A 21,362-nucleotide genomic window follows, 5' to 3' on the forward strand; every position below is an offset into this window, starting at 1 on the left:
CGGCGAAGGATCGACGCTTGACAAGATTTCAGCGTAAACGTATGTTTCAAACAACTGTTTGACCGTCACAACAAATCATCGCGGTCGTTCATTCCCGGTTACATCAGCAGAGGTTTATCGCTATGCCTGACTACAAGGCCCCCTTGCGTGATATTCGCTTCGTTCGTGACGAACTGCTCGGCTACGAAGCGCACTATCAGAGCCTTCCGGCTTGCCAGGACGCTACCCCGGACATGGTTAACGCCATTCTCGAGGAAGGCGCCAAGTTTTGTGAGCAGGTGCTGGCTCCGCTGAACCGCGTGGGTGACACCGAAGGCTGCACCTGGAGCGAGTCCGGCGTTAAGACGCCGACGGGCTTCAAGGAAGCCTACAAACAATTCGTTGAAGGCGGCTGGCCAAGCCTGGCGCACGACGTCGAGCACGGCGGCCAAGGCCTGCCGGAGTCTCTGGGTCTGGCAGTCAGCGAAATGGTTGGCGAGTCCAACTGGTCGTGGGGCATGTACCCGGGCCTGTCGCACGGCGCGATGAACACCATCTCCGAGCACGGCACGCCAGAGCAGCAAGAGGCTTACCTGACCAAGCTGGTTTCCGGCGAATGGACCGGCACCATGTGCCTGACCGAACCGCATTGCGGCACCGACCTGGGCATGCTGCGCACCAAGGCCGAGCCACAGGCCGACGGTTCGTACAAGGTTTCCGGGACCAAGATCTTCATCTCGGCCGGTGAACACGACATGGCCGATAACATCGTCCACATCGTACTGGCCCGCCTGCCGGATGCACCGGCTGGCACCAAAGGCATTTCCCTGTTCATCGTTCCAAAGTTCATGCCCAACGCCGATGGCAGCATCGGTGCACGCAACGCCGTGACCTGTGGTTCCCTGGAACACAAGATGGGTATCCACGGCAACGCCACCTGCGTGATGAACTTCGACGAGGCCACCGGTTTCCTGATCGGCCCGGCGAACAAAGGCCTGAACTGCATGTTCACCTTCATGAACACCGCACGTCTGGGCACCGCCCTGCAAGGCCTGGCCCACGCCGAAATCGGCTTCCAGGGTGGCTTGAAATACGCTCGCGATCGTCTGCAAATGCGCTCCCTGACCGGGCCGAAAGCCCCGGAAAAGGCCGCTGACCCGATCATCGTGCACCCAGATGTACGTCGCATGCTGTTGACTATGAAGGCGTTCGCCGAAGGCAACCGTGCGATGGTCTACTTCACCGCCAAGCAGGTCGATATCGTCAAGTACGGCGTGGATGAAGAAGAGAAGAAGAAAGCCGACGCACTGCTGGCCTTCATGACTCCAATCGCCAAAGCCTTCATGACGGAAGTCGGTTTTGAATCGGCCAACCACGGCGTGCAGATCTATGGCGGCCACGGCTTCATCGCCGAGTGGGGCATGGAGCAGAACGTTCGCGACAGCCGGATTTCCATGCTGTACGAAGGCACCACCGGCATCCAGGCGCTCGACCTGCTGGGCCGTAAAGTGCTGATGACCCAAGGCGAGGCTCTGAAAGGCTTCACCAAGATCGTGCACAAGTTCTGCCAGACCAACGAAGGCAACGAAGCGGTCCAGGAGTTCGTGGCACCGCTGGCAGCACTGAACAAAGAGTGGGGCGAATTGACCATGAAGGTCGGCATGGCCGCGATGAAAGACCGCGAAGAAGTGGGCGCGGCTTCCGTGGATTACCTGATGTACTCCGGTTACGCCTGCCTGGCTTACTTCTGGGCTGACATGGCGCGCCTGGCCGCGGAAAAACTGGCGGCCGGCACCACCGAAGAGGCGTTCTACACCGCCAAGTTGCAGACGGCGCGTTTCTACTTCCAGCGCATCCTGCCGCGTACCCGTACCCACGTTGCAACCATGCTGTCGGGTGCCAACAACCTGATGGACATGAAAGAAGAAGACTTCGCACTGGGCTACTAAGCCTCGGGCACGTCCTTCAACAAACCGCTGCACCTTCGGGTGCGGCGGTTTTTTTTGCCCGTAATAAAGCGATACAACCCCCCGGCCAGGAGCCCTCAACCGTTCGAGGTGGCAGCCGTTAAAGAGCGGTAGACCGTGCATTTCATGCACTGTCGTGCCAGCATGAAGGCATAATGCCATCAATCAATTTGCCGGGCCGGAGCTTTACCCTTGTCGCGTTCCTCTGCTGTACGTTTGAGTCACTTCCTGCCGTCGTTGCTGTTGCTGCTGGCAGGCCTCGCGGTGGCTTACGTCAGGGAACTCAACGTGTTTTTCACCTCGTTGTTCAACGTCCTGCCGACCCTGGTGCTGCTGCTCGGCGGTGCGTACTGCGCGGTTTATCGACGTCAGCGTGAGTTGTTCCTGATGGTCACGGTGTACATCGCCTACTTTCTGCTCGACACCCAAACCGACTACTACCGTGACTTTGGCGGGGTGCGGGAAGACGCTGCGGTGGTCTTCCATCTCTGCTGCCTGCTGTTGCCGGTGTTGTACGGGACATTCGCCGCGTGGCAGGAGCGGACCCACCTGTTTCAGGACCTGGTCGCGCGGTTCGCCGTCCTGCTGGCCGTGGGCAGTGTGGCCCTGGCCCTCGAGCAAAGTTATCCCCAGGCCGTGCAGGCCTGGCTGGCGGAAATCCGTTGGCCGGCGCTGCATGGTGCCTGGATGAGCTTGATCCAGCTGGCGTACCCGCTGTTCCTCGCGGCCTTTGTGTTACTGGCCTATCAGTACTGGCGCCACCCCCGGCCTTTGCACGCCGCCCAACTGGTGGGCCTGCTCGGTCTGTTCTGGATGTTGCCCAAGACGTTCATCCTGCCGTTTACCCTGAACATCATGTGCAGCCAGGTGATGTTGATGATCGCCGCCGCAGTGGCACACGAGGCCTACCAGATGGCGTTTCGCGATGAGTTGACCGGCTTGCCTGGGCGTCGTGCGCTGAACGAGCGCTTGCAACGGCTGGGACGCAATTACGTGCTGGCCATGAGCGACGTCGATCACTTCAAGAAATTCAACGACACCCATGGCCATGACGTCGGCGACCAGGTGTTGCGCCTGGTGGCCAGCAAGCTGTCGAAGATCGGTGGCGGTGGCCGTGCCTACCGCTATGGCGGCGAAGAGTTTGCCCTGGTGTTCGCGGCCAGGAGCCTTGAAGAGTGTTTGCCGCACCTGGAGGAGATCCGCGAAGCGATTGCCAGCTACAACATTCAGTTGCGCAATCAGGACAGTCGCCCCCTGGACGATCAACAAGGTCGGCAGCGCCGCTCCGGGGCCAGTGCCTGCAGTGTGGCGGTCACGGTGAGCATTGGGGTCGCCGAGCGCCTGGAGCAGCGCACGCCGGAAGAGGTGTTGAAAAGCGCCGACCAGGCGCTCTACAGCGCCAAGGGGGCCGGGCGAAACTGCGTGATGGCGTTCGGGCAGAGCCGCCGTGGCGCGGTGCGTATGGAGGGTGCAACGGATTGAGTGATGATGGCGCATTCAGCGCCTGCACGGTGATTGTCCGGGGTGGCGCGCGGCAGTAGGTTACAAGGATCTGCTGACGGAGCAATGACCATGCCTGAGTACAAAGCCCCCCTGCGCGACATGCGCTTTCTGATCGACCACGTGTTTGACTTCCATGCCAATTACGCCGCGCTCGGGGCCGCCGATGCCAGTCCGGACATGGTCAATGCGATCCTCGAAGAGGGCGCCCGCTTCTGCGAAAACGTCCTGGCCCCGCTGAACCGCAGCGGCGACGAAGAAGGCTGCCATTTCGACAATGGCGTGGTCACCACCCCCAAGGGCTTCAAGCAGGCGTTCGCCCAGTACGTCGAGGGTGGCTGGCATGGGCTGGCGGCGGATCCGGCGTATGGCGGGCAGGGGCTGCCGAGTTCCTTGGGGCTGGTGATCAGCGAGATGGTCGGTTCCAGCAACACTTCCTGGGGTATGTACCCGGGCCTGACCCACGGTGCGATGTCGGCGATTCACGCCCACGGCACCGAGCCGCAGAAAAAGACCTACCTGAGCAAACTCACGGCCGGCCAGTGGACCGGCACCATGTGCCTGACCGAGGCCCATTGCGGCACTGACCTGGGGATCATCAAGACCCGTGCGGTGCCCCAGGCCGACGGCAGTTACGCGGTCACCGGCAGCAAGATCTTCATCTCCGCCGGTGAGCACGACCTGAGTGACAACATCATCCACCTGGTGCTGGCCAAGCTGCCGGATGCGCCAGCCGGGACCAAGGGCATCTCGCTGTTCATCGTGCCCAAGTTCCTGCCCGACGCCCAAGGCGAAGCGGGCGAGCGCAATGGGGTCAGCTGTGGGTCGATCGAGCACAAGATGGGCATCAAGGCTTCAGCCACCTGCGTGCTGAACTTCGACGGCGCCACGGGCTACCTGATCGGTGAGGCGAACAAAGGCCTGAACTGCATGTTCACCATGAAGAACCACGCTCGGCTCGGCACCGGGATGCAGGGCTTGTGCCTGGGGGAGGCGAGTTTCCAGGGGGCGATCAAGTACGCCAACGATCGCCTGCAGATGCGCGCGCTGACCGGGCCCAAGGCCCCGGACAAAGTCGCCGACCCGATCATCGTCCACCCCGATGTGCGGCGCATGTTGCTGACCATGAAAGCCTTCAACGAAGGCAACCGGGCGCTGACTTACTTCACCGCCCAATTGCTCGATGTTGCGCACTTGTCCAGTGACGCCGGCCAACGCCAGGACGCCGAGAACCTGTTGGCGTTCCTGACGCCGATCTGCAAGGCGTTCATGACCGAAACCGGCCTGGAAGTGACCAACCACGGGATGCAGGTGTTGGGTGGCCACGGCTATATCCGCGAGTGGGGCATGGAGCAGTTGGTGCGTGACTGCCGCATTGCGCCCATTTATGAGGGCACGAACGGCATCCAGGCGCTGGACCTGCTGGGGCGCAAGGTGCTGGGCAGCCAGGGCCAGTTGCTGCGTGGTTTCACCAAAATCGTCCATACGTTCTGTAAGGCCAACGCCCAGCATCCACAGCTCAAAACCTATGTAGCGCAGCTCGACGGGCTCAATCAGCAGTGGGGTGAGCTGACCACCCAGGTTGGCATGGCGGCGCTGAAGAACCCTGACGAAGTGGGGGCCGCAGCGCTGGATTACCTGATGTACAGCGGTTACATCATCCACGCCTACCTGTGGCTGCGCATGGCGCTGGTGGCTCAGGCACAGCGGGAGGCGGGCAGTGGTGATGCCGACTACTGTGAGGGCAAATTGGCCACCTGCGAGTTCTACTTCAAGCGTCTGCTGCCGCGCACGGCGGCCCACCGGGCAGCGGTGCAGGCAGGCAGTGATTGCCTGATGAAGCTGCCCGCAGGGCTGTTTGCGCTTTGACGGTGGTGGTTTAAGCCCGTCGTGGGCAAGCCCTGCACCTCTGGGGGAGGAGGGGCGAGAATGGCCCGCGATGGTCTTTAGTGACTAAAAATAACAAAAAAGTCACAAGTCGACCCTATGTGTCGCAAAAGTTGTTCGGGTACACTCCCGGCACTGGTTGTATCCCGATCCCCACGAATCACCTTTCACGTATTACGAGGTTTGCCATGGCTGACTACAAAGCGCCCCTGCGCGATATGCGCTTCGTCCTCAATGAAGTTTTCGAGGTAGCCAAGCTCTGGGCTGAACTTCCCGCATTGGCCGACACCGTGGATGCCGAGACCGTCGAGGCGATCCTTGAGGAAGCTGGCAAAGTCACCAGCAAAAGCATCGCGCCACTGAGTCGGGCCGCCGACGAAGAAGGCTGCCACTGGAGCGACGGCGTCGTGACCACCCCGGCAGGTTTCCCACAGGCCTATCAGACTTACGCTGAAGGGGGCTGGGTCGGCGTAGGGGGTGATCCGGCGTTCGGCGGCATGGGCATGCCCAAGAGCGTATCGGCCCAGGTCGAGGAAATGGTCAACTCCGCCAGCCTGTCGTTCGGCCTGTACCCGATGCTCACCGCCGGTGCCTGCCTGTCGATCAACGCCCATGCCAGCGAAGCACTGAAGGCCCAGTATCTGCCGAACATGTACGCCGGGGTCTGGGCCGGTTCCATGTGCCTGACCGAACCCCATGCCGGTACGGACCTGGGGATCATCCGCACCAAGGCCGAGCCTCAGGCCGATGGTTCCTACAAGGTCAGCGGGACCAAGATCTTCATCACCGGCGGCGAACACGACCTGACCGAGAACATCATCCACCTGGTGCTGGCCAAGCTGCCGGACGCCCCGGCGGGGCCGAAAGGCATTTCGTTGTTCCTGGTGCCCAAGTTCATGGTCAACGCTGACGGCAGCCTGGGCGCGCGTAACCCGGTCAACTGTGGGTCGATCGAACACAAGATGGGCATCCAGGCGTCGTCCACCTGCGTGATGAACTTCGACGAAGCCGTGGGTTACCTGGTCGGCGAGCCGAACAAGGGCCTGGCGGCGATGTTCACCATGATGAACTACGAGCGTCTGGGCGTCGGTATCCAGGGCCTGGCCACCGGTGAGCGCTCCTACCAGAACGCGGTCGAATACGCCCGTGACCGCCTGCAAAGCCGTGCGCCAACCGGCGCGCAGAACAAGGACAAGGTTGCCGACCCGATCATCGTTCACCCGGATGTGCGGCGCATGCTGCTGACCATGAAGGCGTCGAACGAAGGCGGCCGTGCCTTCTCAACCTACGTGGCGATGCAACTGGACACCGCCAAGTTCAGCGAAGACCCAACCACCCGCAAGCGTGCCGAAGACCTGGTGGCGTTGCTGACCCCGGTCGCCAAGGCGTTCCTCACCGACCTGGGCCTGGAAACCACGATTCACGGCCAGCAAGTGTTCGGCGGTCACGGCTACATTCGCGAATGGGGCCAGGAGCAACTGGTGCGTGACGTGCGCATCACCCAGATCTACGAAGGCACCAACGGCATTCAGGCGCTGGACCTGGTCGGGCGCAAAATCGTGGGCAGCGGCGGGGCGCTCTATAACCTGTTCGCTGATGAGATTCGTCATTTCACCGCGACCGCTGGCGCCGAGCTGGGTGAGTTCACCCGGCCGTTGAACCGAGCGGTGGAGACGCTGGATGAGCTGACCGCCTGGCTGCTGGACCGGGTGCAAGGCAATCCGAACGAAATCGGCGCGGCGTCGGTCGAATACCTGCAGGTGTTTGGTTATGTGTCCTACGCCTACATGTGGGCCCTGATGGCCAAGGCGGCGATGGGCAAGGAAACACAGGATGAGTTCTACGCCAGCAAGCTGGGTACTGCGCGCTTCTACTTCGCCCGTTTGCTGCCGCGGATCCACTCGCTCAGCGCTTCGGTCAAAGCCGGTAGCGAGTCGCTGTTCCTGCTGGATGCCGCGCAGTTCTGAGGTATGTAACCGCATGTAAGCATTTGCTTACATGACGTGCTACTGTTCTCCCCTGTTCGCAGATTGGATCCACAGCTAATCTACTCACATGGACGTCGCGCAGGAAGCGCAAAGCAACAACACGGACACGTAGGATTCTGCCAGGACGGCGGAGTGAAATGGATGTCAGGGAAACAGTCTGCAAAGCCCCGCTTCGGCGGGGTTTTCTTTTGCCTGCGATTTATGTTTTGCCCGTCAACCCTGGACATCCAGGACCGTCGGGCTCGCCAGGCGCCCGTCCGGGCCATTGATCACATCCTCCAGCAGGTTGCGCAACAACGCCAGGGTGGCCTGTTGACGCTGCACGTCCCGACAGACCAATCCCACCTTCAGCGGCACCCGCGGTTCGCTCAACGGTTTCCACAGCAACGCCTTGTTGCCATGCTCGCGCTGTGAGCGTCCGGGCAGGACCGTCGCCAGCCGGGTGTGGGGCAAACTGTCGAGGATCCCCGCCATGTTGTTCAGCTCGGCCTGCACCTGTGGGCGGCGGCCGAGACTGGCCAGTTGTCCCTGCCAGATCTGGCGGATCTGAAACTCCTCGCCCAGCAACAACATCGGCAACTCGGCAGCCTGACTCATGGAGACTTTCTTGAATTCACGCAGCGGGTGGTCGACGGGGATGACCAGAGTCAGTTCGTCTTCGTACAACAGCACGCCATGCAACCCCGGTTGGCGCGGCGGCAGATAGCTGATGCCGATGTCCAGCGAGCCGTTGAGCAGGCGGCGCTCGATCTCCAGCCCGGTAAGCTCGTAGATCTGCACCACCAAATGGGGCTGGGCCGTGCGTACCCGTTCGAGCATTTTCGGCACCAGGCTGGTGTGCACGGTTTGCAGGACGCCGATGGCCAGGGTGCGCGAGGCCTGGCCCTTGAAGTTGCCCAAGGCTTCGCGCGCCCGTTGCATGCCATCGAGCAAAGGCAAGGCGTGGTTGTACAGGGTATGCGCGGCCAGCGTGGGCAGCAGCCGTTTGCTGCTGCGCTCGAACAGGCTCACATCGAGGTTCTGTTCCAGTTGCCGGATCTGTTGCGAGAGCGCCGGCTGGGAGATCGACAGACGTTCGGCAGCCCGGCCGACATGGCCTTCTTCGTACACCGCGACGAAATAACGCAGTTGCTTAAAATCCATAAGTATTTCTTATCGAAAAAGCTGGGAAATCGAAATGGCTCAGCGCCCCACAGAAGCCTAGTCTAACCGCATTCACAAGGCTTATAGGGCCAGAAAGCGCGATGAATACCGTTTACGTTGATGGTGTTTACATAGGCAAGGCAAAAAACCTGGGACAGGGTTTGATCAGCGATACCGACAAAGAGCGGATTGCCAATCGACTCTGGTTGTGGCCGCAGGGCCTGGGCAGTGACGAGCACGGCGACCCGCGCTTTCACACCGGTCCCGAGCGGGCCCTGCATCATTACCCGGCCGAGCACTACGCGTACTGGCGTAAACGTTATCCACAGATCGACTGGCAGGCGCCGGCTTTCGGCGAGAACCTCTCGACCCACGGCCTGGGTGAAGAGCAAGTGTGTCTGGGCGATCTGTTTCGCTGGGGTGGCGCGCTGTTGCAGGTCAGCCAGCCGCGTTCGCCGTGCTACCGCCTGAGCCATCGCTGGGGGGTGCCGATCCTGCCCCAGCTCGCCCAGGACACCGGTCGCTGCGGCTGGTTCTACCGCGTGCTCAAGCCCGGCTTTGTCAGCGCCGAGCAACCGTTCGAACTGATCCAGCGCAGTTACCCCGGCCTGACCGTGGCCTGGGCGTTACGCAGTTTTTATCGCGAGCCGCTGGAACATGCCGGTTTGAAAAAACTGATTGATTGCCCGGCGCTGTCTTCGCGCTGGCGCGATATCGCCATCAAACGTCTGCGCAGCGGGCGGGTCGAGGATTGGACTGCGCGCCTGCTGGGCTTGCCGCTGGAGGGCTTGCGCGCATGAACCTGTTCAACCTGCGTCGCCCGCAGCCGAGCCTGGATGACCTGGCGGCCGAGCGTTTGTTACCCGCAAGGAGCGACAACCTGTCCAGTGAGTGCCTGATGCCGAGTGTTGAGCGAGCCCCGCAGATTTTCGTCCGCGGCCAGGGTTCCTGGCTGTGGGACAGCGCCGACCGCGCCTACCTGGACTTTACTCAGGGCGCCGGCGCCAACAGCCTCGGCCATAGCCCCACGGCACTGGTCAAGGCGATGGCGGCCCAGGCGCAGGCGCTGATCAACCCTGGCTCGGGGTTGCTCAATCGCGGCCAGTTGAACCTGGCCGAGCGGCTGTGCAGCAGCACCGGCAGCGACCAGGTGTACCTGCTCAATACCGGCAGCGAGGCGTGTGAAGCGGCAATCAAGCTGGCGCGCAAATGGGGCCAGCTGCATCGCGGCGGGGCTTCGCGAATCATTACCGCCAGCGGTAGCTGCCATGGTCATGGCTTCGCGGCCCTGTCGGCCTCGGACTCTCAGGACAATCGCTTCGAGCCCCGGCTCCCGGGCTTCGATCGTGTGCCGTTCAACGACTTGCCGGCCCTGCACGCGGCGGTGGATGCGCAAACCGTGGCCATCATGCTGGAGCCGATCCAGGCGGCGGGCGTATTGCCTGCGACCGAGCATTACCTCAAGGGTGTCGAGCGCTTGTGCCGTGAGCTGGGGATTCTGCTGATCCTCGACGAGGTGCAAACCGGCATGGGCCGTTGCGGTCGATTGCTGGCCGAGCAACTGTATGGCGTGCGCGCCGACATTGTCGTCTTGGGCAAGGGCCTCGGCGGCGGCGTGCCGGTGGCGGCCTTGCTGGCCCGGGGCAGCGCCTGCTGTTTTGCACCGGGCGAGCTGGACGGTACCCATCACGGCAATGCCTTGATGGCATCGGCCGGCCTGGCAGTGCTCGATAGCGTGCTCGATCACGGTTTTCTCGAGCATGTGCGTGACAGCGCTCAACACCTGCACGAAGGCCTGGCGCGCCTGGCCAATCGCTACGGACACGGCGAGTTGTGCGGTCACGGCTTGCTCTGGGGGCTCAGGCTCAGTGATGACTCGGCCGACGCCGTGGTCAAGGCCGCGCTGTACGAAGGCCTGCTGATCAGCGCCCCACAAGCCGATTGCCTGCGCTTCACCCCGGCGCTGACCGTCAGCCAGGCCAACATCGACGAAATGCTCCTACGGCTGGCGCGCGCCTTTTCCCGGGTGCGCACCGCCCAATTGCAATGCCGCAAAGGCATCGCGGTCTGACGCGATCGCAACACCTGAATTCCCGAACCGTCTCGCGGTATAACGCATCGCCCCATGCCTGATCCTTTTGGCATGGGGCGTTTTTTTTGCGCAAACACTATCTGGGTCTCTTCGCTGGCAAGAGGCTCAATAGTGGCACCTGGCCGGAAGGTTACGGAACCCTGGCCAACGCCCAGGGTCGATTAGGAGTGTGGCTGATCACAGCCCACCTTACTCAGGAGCTGCCCCTATGGATTTCATTCGCATCATCATCGCCATTCTGTTGCCGCCACTGGGCGTATTCCTGCAAGTGGGGTTCGGCGGCGCGTTCTGGCTGAATATCCTGCTGACCTTGTGTGGCTACATTCCGGGCATCGTTCACGCGGTGTACATCATCGCCAAGCGGTAAACCTGTGGATCGCAGCGTGAACCGCGCTGCGATCAGCCCTTTGCCGGCTTCATCACCTCGCGATAAAACAACCATTCCTGCTCCAGCGCATGGGCCTGATTGCTGGCCTTGCGAAAGCCGTGGCGTTCGTCCGGGTAGTAATGGGCCTGCGCCGCGATGCCGTTGTCTTGCAGGGCCTTGAGCATGTCGCGGGTCTGTTGCGGGACAACGACGGCGTCGAGTTCACCTTGAAAAAAGATCACCGGCACCTGGATGTTCTGCGCGTGTTGCAGCGGGGTGCGGGCGGCGTAGCGCTCGGCGTCGGCGAGGGGGTCGCCGATCAGCCAATCCAGATAATCCCCCTCGAACTTGTGGGTCGCACGGCCCAGGGCCACAGGGTCGCTGACCCCGTACAGGCTGGCGCCCGCGCGGAACACCTGATGAAACGCCAGGGCACACAAGGTGGTGTAGCCGCCGGCACTGCCGCCGCGAATGAACGCGTGCTCGCCATTGATCAAGCCTTGTCCGGCCAGGTACGTCACCACCGCGCAGGCATCTTCGACATCCACCTCGCCCCAGCGCAGATGCAGGGCCTGCCGATACGCTCGGCCGTAGCCGCTGCTGCCGCGGTAGTTGAGGTCGGCCACGGCAAAGCCGCGCTGGGCCCAATACTGGATGCGCGGATCGAGCATCGGATAGCAGGCCGAGGTCGGCCCGCCATGGATGAACACCAGCAACGGTGGTTTTTCCACATTGCCGATGGCCGGGTAAAAGAACCCATGGGCCTCGCCCTTGCCGCTGGGGTAGCGCAAGGTCTGGGGTTGGCTGATCTGCTCGGCGGGTAACAGCGCGACGCCGCCGGCCAGGACCTGCACCTGGTGGCTCTGGCGGTCGATGGCGATCACGGCAGAGGGGCTGATCGGTGAGGCGGCAATGCAATAGATGAACTGCGGATCCAGCGCCAGGTTGCGAAAACGGCTGTAATCGCCGGTGTAGTCCTCGACCTGCTGGCCTGAGCACAGGCCCAGGCGGCCAAACCCGGCCACTGTCCAACTGGCCAGGTAGCGTTGGTCGTCCAGCGGCAACCAGGTGCACCCCCCCAGTTGCCAGGGCGCCGGAGCGTGGTCGGCCGCGGCACTGGGCAGCGGTTGCCAGCCTGATTCGCTGTCGACCCACGGCTGCCAGAATCCATCGCGGTCGCTCAGGCAATACAAGCGCCCGCGCTCATCGAAGCGCGGTTGTTGCAGCGACTCTTCGATGTCTGCGCCGGCCACGCAGCGGGGTGGGGCCAGGCTGCCGTCGGTGTTCAATTCGGCGAGCATCAGGCGCGTGGCGCTCCAGGGTTGATGGGGGCGGCTCCACTCGATCCAGGCCAGTTGCCGGGCGTCGGGGCTCAAGGTCGGCGCGGCGTAAAAGTCCGCGCCTTCCACCAGCAGTTGGCGCTGACCCTCGGCAGTGATGGCCACCAGGCGGTGCTGGTTGGCCTGTTCTTCGACGGCCAACACCTGGCCGTTGGCCCACTGCAGGTCACCGTATCGGCACTCGCCCGAGGTCAATGCCTGGGGTGTTGCGCCAGTCAGGGCTTGGCGGTAGAGCTGCTGGTCGGCCTCGTTGACGAAGAACAGCGCCTCATCACCCAGGCAAAACGCACCGCCGCCGTATTCGTAAACCCGGCTGCGTACGCTGAAGCCGGGCGGAGTCAGGCAATGGGCGCGCTGCTCGCGCCAGTGCCAGATCCGGCAGGCGCCATCCTGGGGGCGATATTCATTCCAGAACAGGCCCTGGGCGCCCACCTGCAGGTCCGCGAAGTCGACCCCCGCGGACACGGCTTTGAGGGCGCTCAAGGCTTCAGCCTTTAACGATGAGGCGTGAGTTTCGTTCATTGCGAAAGGCCAACTGTTCGATGGTCTGGGTGGCGTGCTCGGCTTCTTCGCGCGCCTTGATGATCATGCCGTGATGTTCGGATTTACTGCACACCGGGTCAGCGTTGCTGGCGTCGCCGGTGAGCATGAAGGCCTGGCAGCGGCAGCCGCCGAAGTCCTTTTCTTTCTCGTCGCATGAGCGGCACGGTTCGGGCATCCAGTCGTAACCGCGAAAGCGGTTGAAGCCGAACGAGTCGTACCAGATGTGCTGCATGCTGTGCTCGCGCACGTTGGGGAATTGCACCGGCATCTGTCGGGCACCGTGACAGGGCAGCGCAGTGCCGTCCGGGGTGACGGTCAGGAAAATGCTGCCCCAGCCATTCATGCAGGCTTTCGGGCGCTCTTCGTAATAATCCGGGGTGACGAAGATCAGCTTGCACGGATGCCCTTGGGCCTCCAGCTTGGCGCGATATTCGTTGGTGATGCGTTCGGCGCGCACCAGTTGCTCCCGGGTCGGCAGCAGGCCGACCCGATTGAGCTGGGCCCAGCCGTAGAACTGGCAGGTGGCGAGCTCGACGAAGTCGGCTTCCAGGGCGATGCACAGCTCGATGATGCGGTCGATCTTGTCGATGTTGTGCCGATGGGTGACGAAGTTCAGCACCATCGGGTAGCCATGGGCTTTCACTGCCCGGGCCATCTCCAGTTTCTGCGCGAAGGCTTTTTTCGAGCCGGCCAACAGGTTGTTCACCTGCTCGTCGCTGGCCTGGAAGCTGATCTGGATATGGTCCAGGCCGGCCTTTTTGAAGTCGCTGATTTTCTGCTCGGTGAGGCCGATGCCCGAAGTGATCAGGTTGGTGTAGAACCCCAGCTTGCGCGCCTCGCCGATCAACTCGGCGAGGTCCTGGCGCACCAGCGGTTCGCCGCCGGAGAAGCCCAACTGCGCGGTACCCATTTCCCGGGCCTCGCGGAACACTTTGAGCCACTGTTCGGTGCTCAGCTCCTGGCCTTGTGCGGCGAAATCCAGCGGGTTCGAACAGTAGGGGCACTGGAGCGGGCAGCGGTAGGTCAGCTCGGCGAGCAGCCACAGCGGTAGGCCGACTTCAGGCTTGGCCGGCAGGGCCGCGGGATCAGCCGAGTTCGATCCAGTGCTGTGCACGGGCGACCTCCATGAATTGCTCGATGTCATCGCCAAGCTCGGGTACGCCGGGGAATCGGCTGTCCAGTTCGGCAATGATCGCGGCGACGTCACGCTGGCCATCGATCAGGCCGCCAATCAGCGCGGCGCTTTCGTTGAGCTTGATCATGCCCTCGGGGTACAGCAGCACATGGCCTTTTTGCGCCGGCTCGTACTGGAAGCGGTAACCGGGACGCCAGGTCGGGGTCTTGCTGCGGTCGAAACTCATAAGGCGATTCCTCGGTGCCAGACCCGTTGCTCGGTCACGCTGTGGTAAGGCGGGCGGTTCAGTTCATAGGCCATGCTCATGGCATCGAGCATGCTCCAAAGTATGTCCAGTTTGAACTGGAGAATTTCCAGCATGCGCTGCTGGCCTGCATAGGTGGTGTAGTGCTGCAGGGTGATCGCCAGCCCGTGCTCGACGTCACGCCGGGCCTGGCCCAGGCGCGTGCGGAAGTACTGGTAGCCGGCCGGGTCGATCCAGGGGTAGTGCTGTGGCCAACTGTCCAGGCGCGATTGGTGGATCTGCGGGGCGAAGAGTTCGGTCAGGGAGCTGCTGGCGGCCTCCTGCCAACTGGCGCGGCGGGCGAAGTTGACGTAGGCGTCGACGGCAAACCGCACGCCCGGCAGCACCAGTTCCTGGGAGCGCAGTTGCTCGGGGTCCAGGCCCACGGCCTGGCCGAGACGCAACCAGGCCTCGATACCGCCGTCTTCACCGGGCGCACCGTCGTGGTCGAGCAGGCGCTGAATCCATTCGCGGCGGATCTCGCGGTCCGGGCAATTGGCCAGGATCGCCGCGTCCTTCAGGGGGATGTTCACCTGATAGTAGAAGCGGTTGGCGACCCAGCCCTGGATCTGTTCGCGGCTGGCCCGGCCTTCGTACATCGCCACATGGTAGGGGTGATGGATGTGATAGAAGGCGCCCTTGGCCCGCAGCGCGGCTTCGAACTCGGCGGGGGACAGCGGTGTGTCGGTCATTGCGGTTCTCCGGGGGTATCCGTGAGACTGTTGGGGTCTGGTCGGGCATTTTCGCGAGCAAGCTCGCTCCCACAGAGTTGTGCGACTGATTGTGGGAGCGAGTCTGCTCGCGATAGGTTTCCTACAGCTCGATGCTCATGCCATCGTAGGCCACTTCAACATTGCGCCGCACCAGCTCGGCACGCTCGGCCGAGTCTTCATCGAGGATCGGATTGGTGTTGTTGATGTGGATCAGCACCTTGCGTTGCTTGGGCAGTTGCTCCAGCACTTCAAGCATGCCGCCAGGGCCGTTCTGGGCCAGGTGGCCCATTTCCCGGCCGGTGCGGGTGCCCACGCCGCGGCGCTGCATTTCGTCGTCGTCCCACAGCGTGCCGTCCACCAGCAGGCAGTCGCTGCCGGCCATGATCTCCAGCAGCGGCGCATCGACCTTGCCCAGTCCCGGGGCGTAGAACAGTTTGCCGCCGGTGCGCAGGTCTTCGACGATCAGGCCGATGTTGTCGCCCGGGTGCGGGTCGAAGCGATGGGGCGAGTAGGGCGGTGCGGCGCTGCGCAGGGGCAGGGGGCTGAAACGCAGGTTGGGGCAGGCCGGGATGCTGAAACTCTGGTCGAGTTCGATGCGGTTCCAGTTCAGGCCGCCATTCCAGTGGCTGAGCATGGTGAACAGCGGGAAGCCGCTGCTCAGGTCTTCGTGGACCATGTCGGTGCACCAGACCTGGTGCGGGCAGCCTTCACGCAGGCTCAACAGGCCGGTGGTGTGGTCGATCTGGCTGTCCATCAGGATGATTGCCTGCACCCCCGTATCGCGCAGGGCACGACCAGGCTGCATCGGCGCAAAACCCTGGAGTTGCGCGCGGATGTCCGGCGATGCGTTGCACAGTACCCAGTTCACGCCGTCATCGGAGATCGCGATCGACGATTGGGTACGGGCGTGGGCCCGCAGACTGCCGTCACGAAACCCGGCGCAGTTCACGCAGTTACAGTTCCACTGCGGAAATCCACCGCCGGCGGCGGAACCTAGAATCTGGACAAACATGGCTGCTCCATCACATCAACGCTAAAAATGAAAACGCCCCGGGTTGGCCGAGGCGTTGTACCGCGTGTTTCGCCCGCAGGCAAAATCAACGGCTGGCGAAGTACATGGTGACTTCAAAGCCGATACGCAGGTCGGTGTAGGCAGGCTTGGACCAGGTCATAAAGATGCTCCTTCAAATGGATGGAATGAGTGAACCCTATACATATAGTTCATCTCCAGCCGGAGATGTTCAGATGCTTAGTTGGCTATCTTACTGAAACGTTTCCGCTTATTGGAGACTTCTCTCGAAGAAAACCCATTACAGCCCCGGTAATGATCCCCCGGTCGTTTGCCACGCACCCTGTGGAGAGGCATCGCTGGACACGCATCGCCATCCGCCTGCCGCCTGTTCCAGGTAATGGGCGGCGTCCAGCAGGGCGGGGCGCTGCAGGTGCAATACGGCCTGTTGTAACTGCGCCAGGTAATCCGACGGATGGTGGGCCAGTTTGCCCTGCCAGAGCAGCTCGAAGGCCTGGGGCAAGGGCAGGGTATGGCTGTCGAGTTGCCCGGCCAGGGTCTGCACCTGCTCGGCCAGCGTGGCATCGTCCAGGCTGGCGAGTTGTGCGGGCAGTTGCCGGATAAAGGCCTCGATGTGACCGAGCAATTGCGCTGCCGGGGTGCCTGGCGACTGTACGCCGAACAGCAGACCGGTTTGCCCGTGGATCTGCCGCACCCCGCTGAACACCGCATAGCCCAACTGCAGCTCGACCCGCAGGCGCTGGTAAAAAGGCGTTTGGCTGAGCTGGGCCAGCAGGCGCCATGCGGCTTCGTCGGCCACTTCCCGCGAAGGCGTGGGGCAAAACAACAGCAGCGCGTGTTCGTCACTGTGGCTGGGCACGGTGCTCCAAAGCCGTTGACCGGCGATGGCCACGGGCGACGTCGGCTCACTGTCGGCGCTGCCCGGCGCCCGGCTCAGGGCCCGGGTAACGGCGCTGTGTGTACTGGCCGGCAGACCGGCAGCCAGGCCGTCCCAATGCGCGCTGGCCCAGATCGCTGGCAGGTCCGCGGGGCCGGCAGCGGCTGCGGTGGTGCCCGGCACCTGGCCCAGGCACACCTCGGGCAGTGCCTTGAGCAATTGCCGGATGGCGATCAACGCGGGCGGCGATTGTGTGGCGTGCCAGTGTGCGTCGGCGGGCTGACTCAGGCACAACAGGGCCTGCTCGAGAATCGCTGGCATCGGCTCATGCCGCCCCAGCAACTTCAACAGCCATTGGTTGCCGGTTTCACTGAACGACAGTTCCACGCCCGCCTGGCCGGCGTCGTCGATCAGGCCCTGCAGGCTGCGGGCCAGCACCGGCTGCAGGTTGGCCGGTGGCGTTGAGGCCAGGCGCCAGCGCAGGCACAGGGCGCCCTCACCGCTGGTCTCTGGCAACGCCTGGCTGAACTGCAGGGCCGAACGCTCGCGACGACCGCGGGTGCGGTCCTGGGCGAAGGTCCGCAAGCCCCGGTGCGCGCTGGTTTGTCCGCGAATCAGGCCGGCGGCGGGCGGCTCTTCGGCGCTGCGCAGGAACGGATTGGGCGGTGGCAGTTGCCAGGTGCTGGCCGGGTTATCCACAGGTGCCGGATTGAGCTGGTGCAGGATCGCCGCGAGGGCGCCGACTGCGGGCTCAGGCAGCAGCGGTTGCACGGGCTCGATGTCGAGGCGAGCGAGGCTCAAGGCATTGCTCGACTGGCGCTTGCGTTGCTGCAGCAGGGCATACTCTTCGCCCAGTGTTGGCGCGGTGTACTGCTGGCCGAAGAAGCTCAGCCAGTCGTTGAACAGGCTGCGGATTGAGGCAGGCTGCGCGGTAGCGGTGGCACTGAGCTGGAACTGCACATGCAGCAGCGCTTGCCCGGCAAAGTGGTACAGCGCCGTCGCCTTGAGGTTGTCGGCCCACTGGCGCTGGCGCAACTCGGCGAGCAGGCCGCCGGGCTTGGCGCAGTTGAGCCAGGTGCAGAGATAGTCCAGGGCTTCGGCGGATGACTCGGGCAACCCTTCGCAGGCGAACAGCAGGTTGAGTTGCTGTTCGCTGGCCTGTTGATAACAGCTGACCGCCTCGGACATCAAAGGGCGCGGCGGGCTTTGCGGTTGCCGGGCGCCGACCCGCAACGGGCTGATCAACAGCTGCGCCAGGCGCTGCAATTCATCCACAGGCTGCGGGCCCACCAGGCTCAAGGTCATCTGCCCGGTCTGGTAAAACCGCTGATAGTAGTCCTTCAGCGCCTGCTGGAAATCAGGGTGTTGCACCGCCAGGCTGTCACGATTGCCAGCGTGGAAGCCGCGCAAGGGGTGGTCCGTCGCCAGGCCATCGAACAGGGCCTGGTGCTGCTGGGCGGCGGCATCCTGGGACCAGGCGAGGTACTCGGCTTCCAGCACTTCGCGTTCGCGCAGTTGCTCGTCTGGATGCAGCCGCGGGTAGGCGAGCATGTCGCCCAGGCGTTCCAGCCCCGATGCAAAAGCCTGGGGCGGCAGTTCGAAGAAAAAGTCTGTGCGGCGCTCGCCGGTTTGCGCATTCAACTGGCCGCCCTGGCGTTGCACATAGGCCATCAGCCCATCGCTGGCCGGAAACTGCTCGGTACCCAGGAACAGCAAGTGCTCGAGGAAATGCGCCAGGCCAGGCCAGGGCAGGGGCGCGTCGTGGCTGCCGGCGGCCACGCGCAACACGGCGGCGCAACGTTTCAAACCGGGCGCATGACGCAGCGCAAGCCGCAGGCCGTTGGCCAGGGTTTCGTGGTGGACAGGGGGGGGATCGGCGCAGGCATGGGCACTTCCGCTACTGGGTAAGTGCTCATGCTAGCGAAAACCCTGGGTCAGCGCTTGTTCAGCGCGTCGTAGAGTGCTGGCCGACGATCGAGGAAGTAGCGATTGGCGGCGCGCGAGTCGAGCATCAATTGGCGATCCAGGGTACCGACGATCAATGCTTCATCGAGGCCGGCCTGGGCGATACGGCTGCCATCCGGCGCGGCGATGCTGCTTTGCCCGCAGTAGTGGATCTGCTCTTCACTGCCGCAGTAGTTGGCGTAGGCCACGTAGCACTGGTTCTCGTAGGCCCGGGCGCGCACGGTGACGTCGGCGATGAAGTCGAAGGGAATCATGTTGGCCGTCGGCACCAGGATCAGCTCGGCCCCGGCCAGGGCCAGGCGCCGGGCGTTTTCCGGGAACTCCAGGTCGTAGCAGATCAGAAAGCCGAGTGTCCAGCCGTTGAGCTCGACCAGGGGAAAGTCGTCCTCCCCGGCGCTGAACATCGAGTGGTCGAGGTCGCCGAACAGGTGGGTCTTGCGGTAGTTGCACAGGCGCTCGCCCTGCGCGTCGATCAACTGCACGGCGTTGTAGATCTGCCCGTCCTCGGCACGCTCGGGGTAGCCATACAGGATGGCGACCCCTGAGGTCTTGGCGATTTGGGCAACCTGCTGCGCGGCCTCACCGTCGCGCCCCTGGGCCAGGACGTTCACCGCGTCGACGCCGATGTTGTAGCCGGTCAGGAACATCTCCGGAACCACCAGCAGGTCGGCGCCCTTGGCTTCTGTCGCGAGCTGCTGCAGGCGTTGCAGGTTGGCGGCAACGTCGAGCGGCAGCGGTGGGCATTGGTAAAGGGCTACGCGCATTTCGGATTCCTCTTACTCAGGCAAGGCGATTGGCCCGATTTCATTGAACACATCACCCGGGCCCGGGTTCTCGGCATGGGTGCTGCCGCCAAAGTGATTCATGATGCCCCAGACCGCATTGAGCGAGGTCTGCACCGCGCCTTCGACCCAGGCCGGTGTCCAGGACACGTCATCGCCGGCGATAAAAATCCCGCGTTGCTCGGCCGGCATCTCCTGTTGCATGAAGTGCGCGTACATCCGCTGGTTGTAGCGGTAATGGCCGGGCAGGGCACCTTTGAAGGCGCCGAGGAAGTGCGGGTCGGCTTCCCAGGACACAGTAATCGGGTCGCCGATGATGCGCGCGGCGATGTCGACTTTCGGGTAGATCTTCTTCAGAGCATCGAGGGCCAGCTTCACCCGTTTTTCGATCGGCTGCGGGAGCATTTTCAGCGCGTCGCTCATCCACGAGTACGACAGGCAAATGACCCCCGGCTTGTCGTCGCCGTTGTCGAAGAGGTAGGTACCACGGGTCAGGCGATCGGTGAGGGTCATGCTCATCAGGTCGCGACCGGTTTCCGGGTCTTTGTCTTTCCAGAACGGCCGGTCGACCATGACGAAGGTCTTGGACGACTGCATGTAGCGGGTGCGGTCCAGGGCCATCCACATCTTTTGCGAGAACAGCGACTCTTCGCACTCGATCTGGGTGGTCAGTAACCAGCTTTGGCAGGTGGTCAGCACGGCCGCGTATTCGCGGGTATCACCCCAGTTGTCGGTGACGCTGAAGCGCCCATCGGCGGCGCGGGCGATGCGCTTGACCCCGGTGCGTGGCGCGCCGTTGTGCAGCGAGCTGAGGCTGGTGCCTGCTGGCCAGTGCGCACAACGTTCCGGCACATGGCGCCAGATCCCCAGGGGTACCTGTTCCACGCCACCGACCACCAGGTGCTGGTGATCGTCGCAGTTGGTCATCACTACGCGGAAGATTTCCAGCATCGAGTTGGGGAAATCCGAGTCCCAGCCACCGGTGCCGAAACCCACCTGGCCAAACACTTCACGGTGGTGGAACGACAGCTTGGCGAAGGCTTTGGAGGTGGCCACGAAGTCGTAGAAGGTGCGGTCATCCCACAGTGGCACCAGGGTGTTCCACAGCTCCTTGAGGCGCGGTACGTCGCGGTCGCGGATCGCTTGCTGGATTTCGCCAAAGCGCGAACCGTCCTCCAGGGCATCGGCCCAGGCGTCGGCGACTTCCTGGAACAGCGCGGGCAGGTCGGCGAGTTTCTGCGCGTAGTGGGTCTGGCCTTCCAGGTCGATGACCGTGCTGCCGGAGGCGGGGGTCAGCGGGTTGGGGAAGGGCTTGGTCTCAAGACCCAGCTTGTCGACGTAGTGATAGAAGGCGGTGGACGACACCGGGAAGCGCATACCGCCCAGTTCGGCGATGATCCCTTCGGCTCCCTCGAAGGCCTGGGAGCGCAGGCGCCCACCCATTTTCGAGGCTTCGTAGACGACCGGTTTCAAGCCCAGCTTCATCAGCTCATACGCCGCCACCAGCCCGGCAATGCCGGCACCGACAATCGCCACTTCCGCGCCGTGGTTGTGCGCCGGGATGCTGCCCAGGCCGGCCGGGTGTTCGATCCAGTCGTCAAAGGCGAAAGGGAAGTCGGGACCGAAGATGGTGACCGGTTTTTTACCGTCTGCAGGATGGCGATTGTTGTTGTTCATGGCTGACCTTGCTGGCGACTCGCACGAGGTGCTGAGTATAGGAAAAGACTGTCGCCATTCTAGGGAGCGTAGTGCACGTTAATAAGACGCAAAG

At 63.0% G+C, this 21,362-nt stretch carries 17 protein-coding genes; 7 read left to right on the top strand and 10 right to left on the bottom strand.

Going from position 1 to position 21,362, the window contains the following annotated elements; translation table 11 throughout:
- Nucleotides 1-122: 122 nt before the first annotated feature.
- The 4 genes from Q1W70_RS12635 to Q1W70_RS12650 all read left to right on the top strand — a co-directional run bounded on the left by Q1W70_RS12635 (nt 123) and on the right by Q1W70_RS12650 (nt 7,300).
- The gene (locus tag Q1W70_RS12635; protein ID WP_166591264.1) at nt 123-1,928 is read left to right on the top strand and encodes a phenylacyl-CoA dehydrogenase; all 1,806 of its coding nucleotides are present in this window, start codon (nt 123-125) and stop codon (nt 1,926-1,928) included.
- 210 nt (nt 1,929-2,138) lie between these two features.
- Nucleotides 2,139-3,428 carry a GGDEF domain-containing protein gene (locus Q1W70_RS12640; RefSeq protein ID WP_166591265.1) on the top strand — a complete coding sequence of 430 codons (1,290 nt, stop codon included), beginning with the start codon at nt 2,139-2,141 and terminating at the stop codon, nt 3,426-3,428.
- Between the two features lie 90 nt (nt 3,429-3,518).
- On the top strand, nt 3,519-5,315 hold the full coding sequence (locus tag Q1W70_RS12645; protein WP_302098856.1) for an acyl-CoA dehydrogenase C-terminal domain-containing protein: 1,797 nt from the start codon (nt 3,519-3,521) through the stop codon (nt 5,313-5,315).
- Between the two features lie 206 nt (nt 5,316-5,521).
- Complete coding sequence (locus Q1W70_RS12650; protein ID WP_166591267.1) at nt 5,522-7,300, top strand: acyl-CoA dehydrogenase C-terminal domain-containing protein; 1,779 nt, start codon at nt 5,522-5,524, stop codon at nt 7,298-7,300.
- A 234-nt stretch (nt 7,301-7,534) separates the two neighbouring features.
- Here the strand turns inward: Q1W70_RS12650 and Q1W70_RS12655 are convergent, their stop codons facing one another.
- Entirely contained in the window at nt 7,535-8,464 is a 930-nt protein-coding gene (locus tag Q1W70_RS12655) for a LysR family transcriptional regulator (RefSeq protein ID WP_166591268.1), read from the bottom strand.
- 101 nt (nt 8,465-8,565) lie between these two features.
- Between Q1W70_RS12655 and Q1W70_RS12660 the strand changes: the two genes are divergently transcribed.
- From Q1W70_RS12660 to Q1W70_RS12670, 3 genes are all read left to right on the top strand, one after another.
- Nucleotides 8,566-9,264 carry an MOSC domain-containing protein gene (locus Q1W70_RS12660; protein ID WP_166591269.1) on the top strand — a complete coding sequence of 233 codons (699 nt, stop codon included), beginning with the start codon at nt 8,566-8,568 and terminating at the stop codon, nt 9,262-9,264.
- Nucleotides 9,261-10,535, top strand: coding sequence for an aspartate aminotransferase family protein (locus tag Q1W70_RS12665; RefSeq protein WP_302098857.1), 1,275 nt, complete (start codon nt 9,261-9,263; stop codon nt 10,533-10,535). The genes Q1W70_RS12660 and Q1W70_RS12665 overlap by 4 nt, the downstream gene beginning before the upstream one ends.
- 229 nt (nt 10,536-10,764) lie before the next feature.
- Complete coding sequence (locus Q1W70_RS12670) at nt 10,765-10,923, top strand: YqaE/Pmp3 family membrane protein (protein WP_003228885.1); 159 nt, start codon at nt 10,765-10,767, stop codon at nt 10,921-10,923.
- 32 nt (nt 10,924-10,955) lie between these two features.
- Here Q1W70_RS12670 and Q1W70_RS12675 read toward each other — a convergent pair whose 3' ends face one another.
- The 9 genes from Q1W70_RS12675 to Q1W70_RS12715 form a co-directional block, all read right to left on the bottom strand.
- Nucleotides 10,956-12,785 carry a S9 family peptidase gene (locus Q1W70_RS12675; protein ID WP_302098858.1) on the bottom strand — a complete coding sequence of 610 codons (1,830 nt, stop codon included), beginning with the start codon at nt 12,783-12,785 and terminating at the stop codon, nt 10,956-10,958.
- The gene (pqqE, locus tag Q1W70_RS12680; RefSeq protein WP_302098859.1) at nt 12,751-13,920 is read right to left on the bottom strand and encodes a pyrroloquinoline quinone biosynthesis protein PqqE; all 1,170 of its coding nucleotides are present in this window, start codon (nt 13,918-13,920) and stop codon (nt 12,751-12,753) included. The genes Q1W70_RS12675 and pqqE overlap by 35 nt, the downstream gene beginning before the upstream one ends.
- Nucleotides 13,892-14,167, bottom strand: coding sequence for a pyrroloquinoline quinone biosynthesis peptide chaperone PqqD (gene pqqD, locus Q1W70_RS12685; protein ID WP_166591273.1), 276 nt, complete (start codon nt 14,165-14,167; stop codon nt 13,892-13,894). The genes pqqE and pqqD overlap by 29 nt, the downstream gene beginning before the upstream one ends.
- Nucleotides 14,164-14,916 carry a pyrroloquinoline-quinone synthase PqqC gene (gene pqqC / locus Q1W70_RS12690; protein ID WP_166591274.1) on the bottom strand — a complete coding sequence of 251 codons (753 nt, stop codon included), beginning with the start codon at nt 14,914-14,916 and terminating at the stop codon, nt 14,164-14,166. Before pqqC ends, pqqD begins: the two co-directional genes overlap by 4 nt.
- A gap of 121 nt (nt 14,917-15,037) precedes the next feature.
- Nucleotides 15,038-15,949, bottom strand: a complete 912-nt coding sequence (gene pqqB / locus Q1W70_RS12695) for a pyrroloquinoline quinone biosynthesis protein PqqB (protein WP_185818121.1) — start codon at nt 15,947-15,949, stop codon at nt 15,038-15,040.
- A gap of 85 nt (nt 15,950-16,034) precedes the next feature.
- A complete protein-coding gene (gene pqqA / locus Q1W70_RS12700; RefSeq protein ID WP_003194766.1) occupies nt 16,035-16,109 on the bottom strand; it encodes a pyrroloquinoline quinone precursor peptide PqqA in 75 nt (24 codons plus the stop codon).
- A 138-nt stretch (nt 16,110-16,247) separates the two neighbouring features.
- The gene (gene pqqF, locus Q1W70_RS12705) at nt 16,248-18,692 is read right to left on the bottom strand and encodes a pyrroloquinoline quinone biosynthesis protein PqqF (protein ID WP_302098891.1); all 2,445 of its coding nucleotides are present in this window, start codon (nt 18,690-18,692) and stop codon (nt 16,248-16,250) included.
- Nucleotides 18,693-18,778: 86 nt separating this feature from the next.
- Complete coding sequence (locus Q1W70_RS12710) at nt 18,779-19,573, bottom strand: carbon-nitrogen hydrolase family protein (protein ID WP_166591276.1); 795 nt, start codon at nt 19,571-19,573, stop codon at nt 18,779-18,781.
- Between the two features lie 12 nt (nt 19,574-19,585).
- On the bottom strand, nt 19,586-21,268 hold the full coding sequence (locus Q1W70_RS12715) for a flavin monoamine oxidase family protein (protein WP_095170611.1): 1,683 nt from the start codon (nt 21,266-21,268) through the stop codon (nt 19,586-19,588).
- Between the last annotated feature and the right edge of the window lie 94 nt (nt 21,269-21,362).

Origin of the sequence: Pseudomonas kielensis, from assembly GCF_030505375.1 — a bacterium.
Lineage (GTDB): Bacteria > Pseudomonadota > Gammaproteobacteria > Pseudomonadales > Pseudomonadaceae > Aquipseudomonas > Aquipseudomonas kielensis.

Coding starts and splice junctions, on each gene's coding strand:
- Q1W70_RS12645 (WP_302098856.1), top strand. CDS start 3,519: ATGCCTGAGTACAAAGCCCCCCTGCGCGACATGCGCTTTCTGATCGAC.
- Q1W70_RS12650 (WP_166591267.1), top strand. CDS start 5,522: ATGGCTGACTACAAAGCGCCCCTGCGCGATATGCGCTTCGTCCTCAAT.
- Q1W70_RS12665 (WP_302098857.1), top strand. CDS start 9,261: ATGAACCTGTTCAACCTGCGTCGCCCGCAGCCGAGCCTGGATGACCTG.
- Q1W70_RS12660 (WP_166591269.1), top strand. CDS start 8,566: ATGAATACCGTTTACGTTGATGGTGTTTACATAGGCAAGGCAAAAAAC.
- Q1W70_RS12670 (WP_003228885.1), top strand. CDS start 10,765: ATGGATTTCATTCGCATCATCATCGCCATTCTGTTGCCGCCACTGGGC.
- pqqC (WP_166591274.1), bottom strand. CDS start 14,916: ATGACCGACACACCGCTGTCCCCCGCCGAGTTCGAAGCCGCGCTGCGG.
- pqqB (WP_185818121.1), bottom strand. CDS start 15,949: ATGTTTGTCCAGATTCTAGGTTCCGCCGCCGGCGGTGGATTTCCGCAG.
- Q1W70_RS12675 (WP_302098858.1), bottom strand. CDS start 12,785: ATGAACGAAACTCACGCCTCATCGTTAAAGGCTGAAGCCTTGAGCGCC.
- Q1W70_RS12655 (WP_166591268.1), bottom strand. CDS start 8,464: ATGGATTTTAAGCAACTGCGTTATTTCGTCGCGGTGTACGAAGAAGGC.
- Q1W70_RS12635 (WP_166591264.1), top strand. CDS start 123: ATGCCTGACTACAAGGCCCCCTTGCGTGATATTCGCTTCGTTCGTGAC.
- pqqD (WP_166591273.1), bottom strand. CDS start 14,167: ATGAGTTTCGACCGCAGCAAGACCCCGACCTGGCGTCCCGGTTACCGC.
- Q1W70_RS12710 (WP_166591276.1), bottom strand. CDS start 19,573: ATGCGCGTAGCCCTTTACCAATGCCCACCGCTGCCGCTCGACGTTGCC.
- Q1W70_RS12715 (WP_095170611.1), bottom strand. CDS start 21,268: ATGAACAACAACAATCGCCATCCTGCAGACGGTAAAAAACCGGTCACC.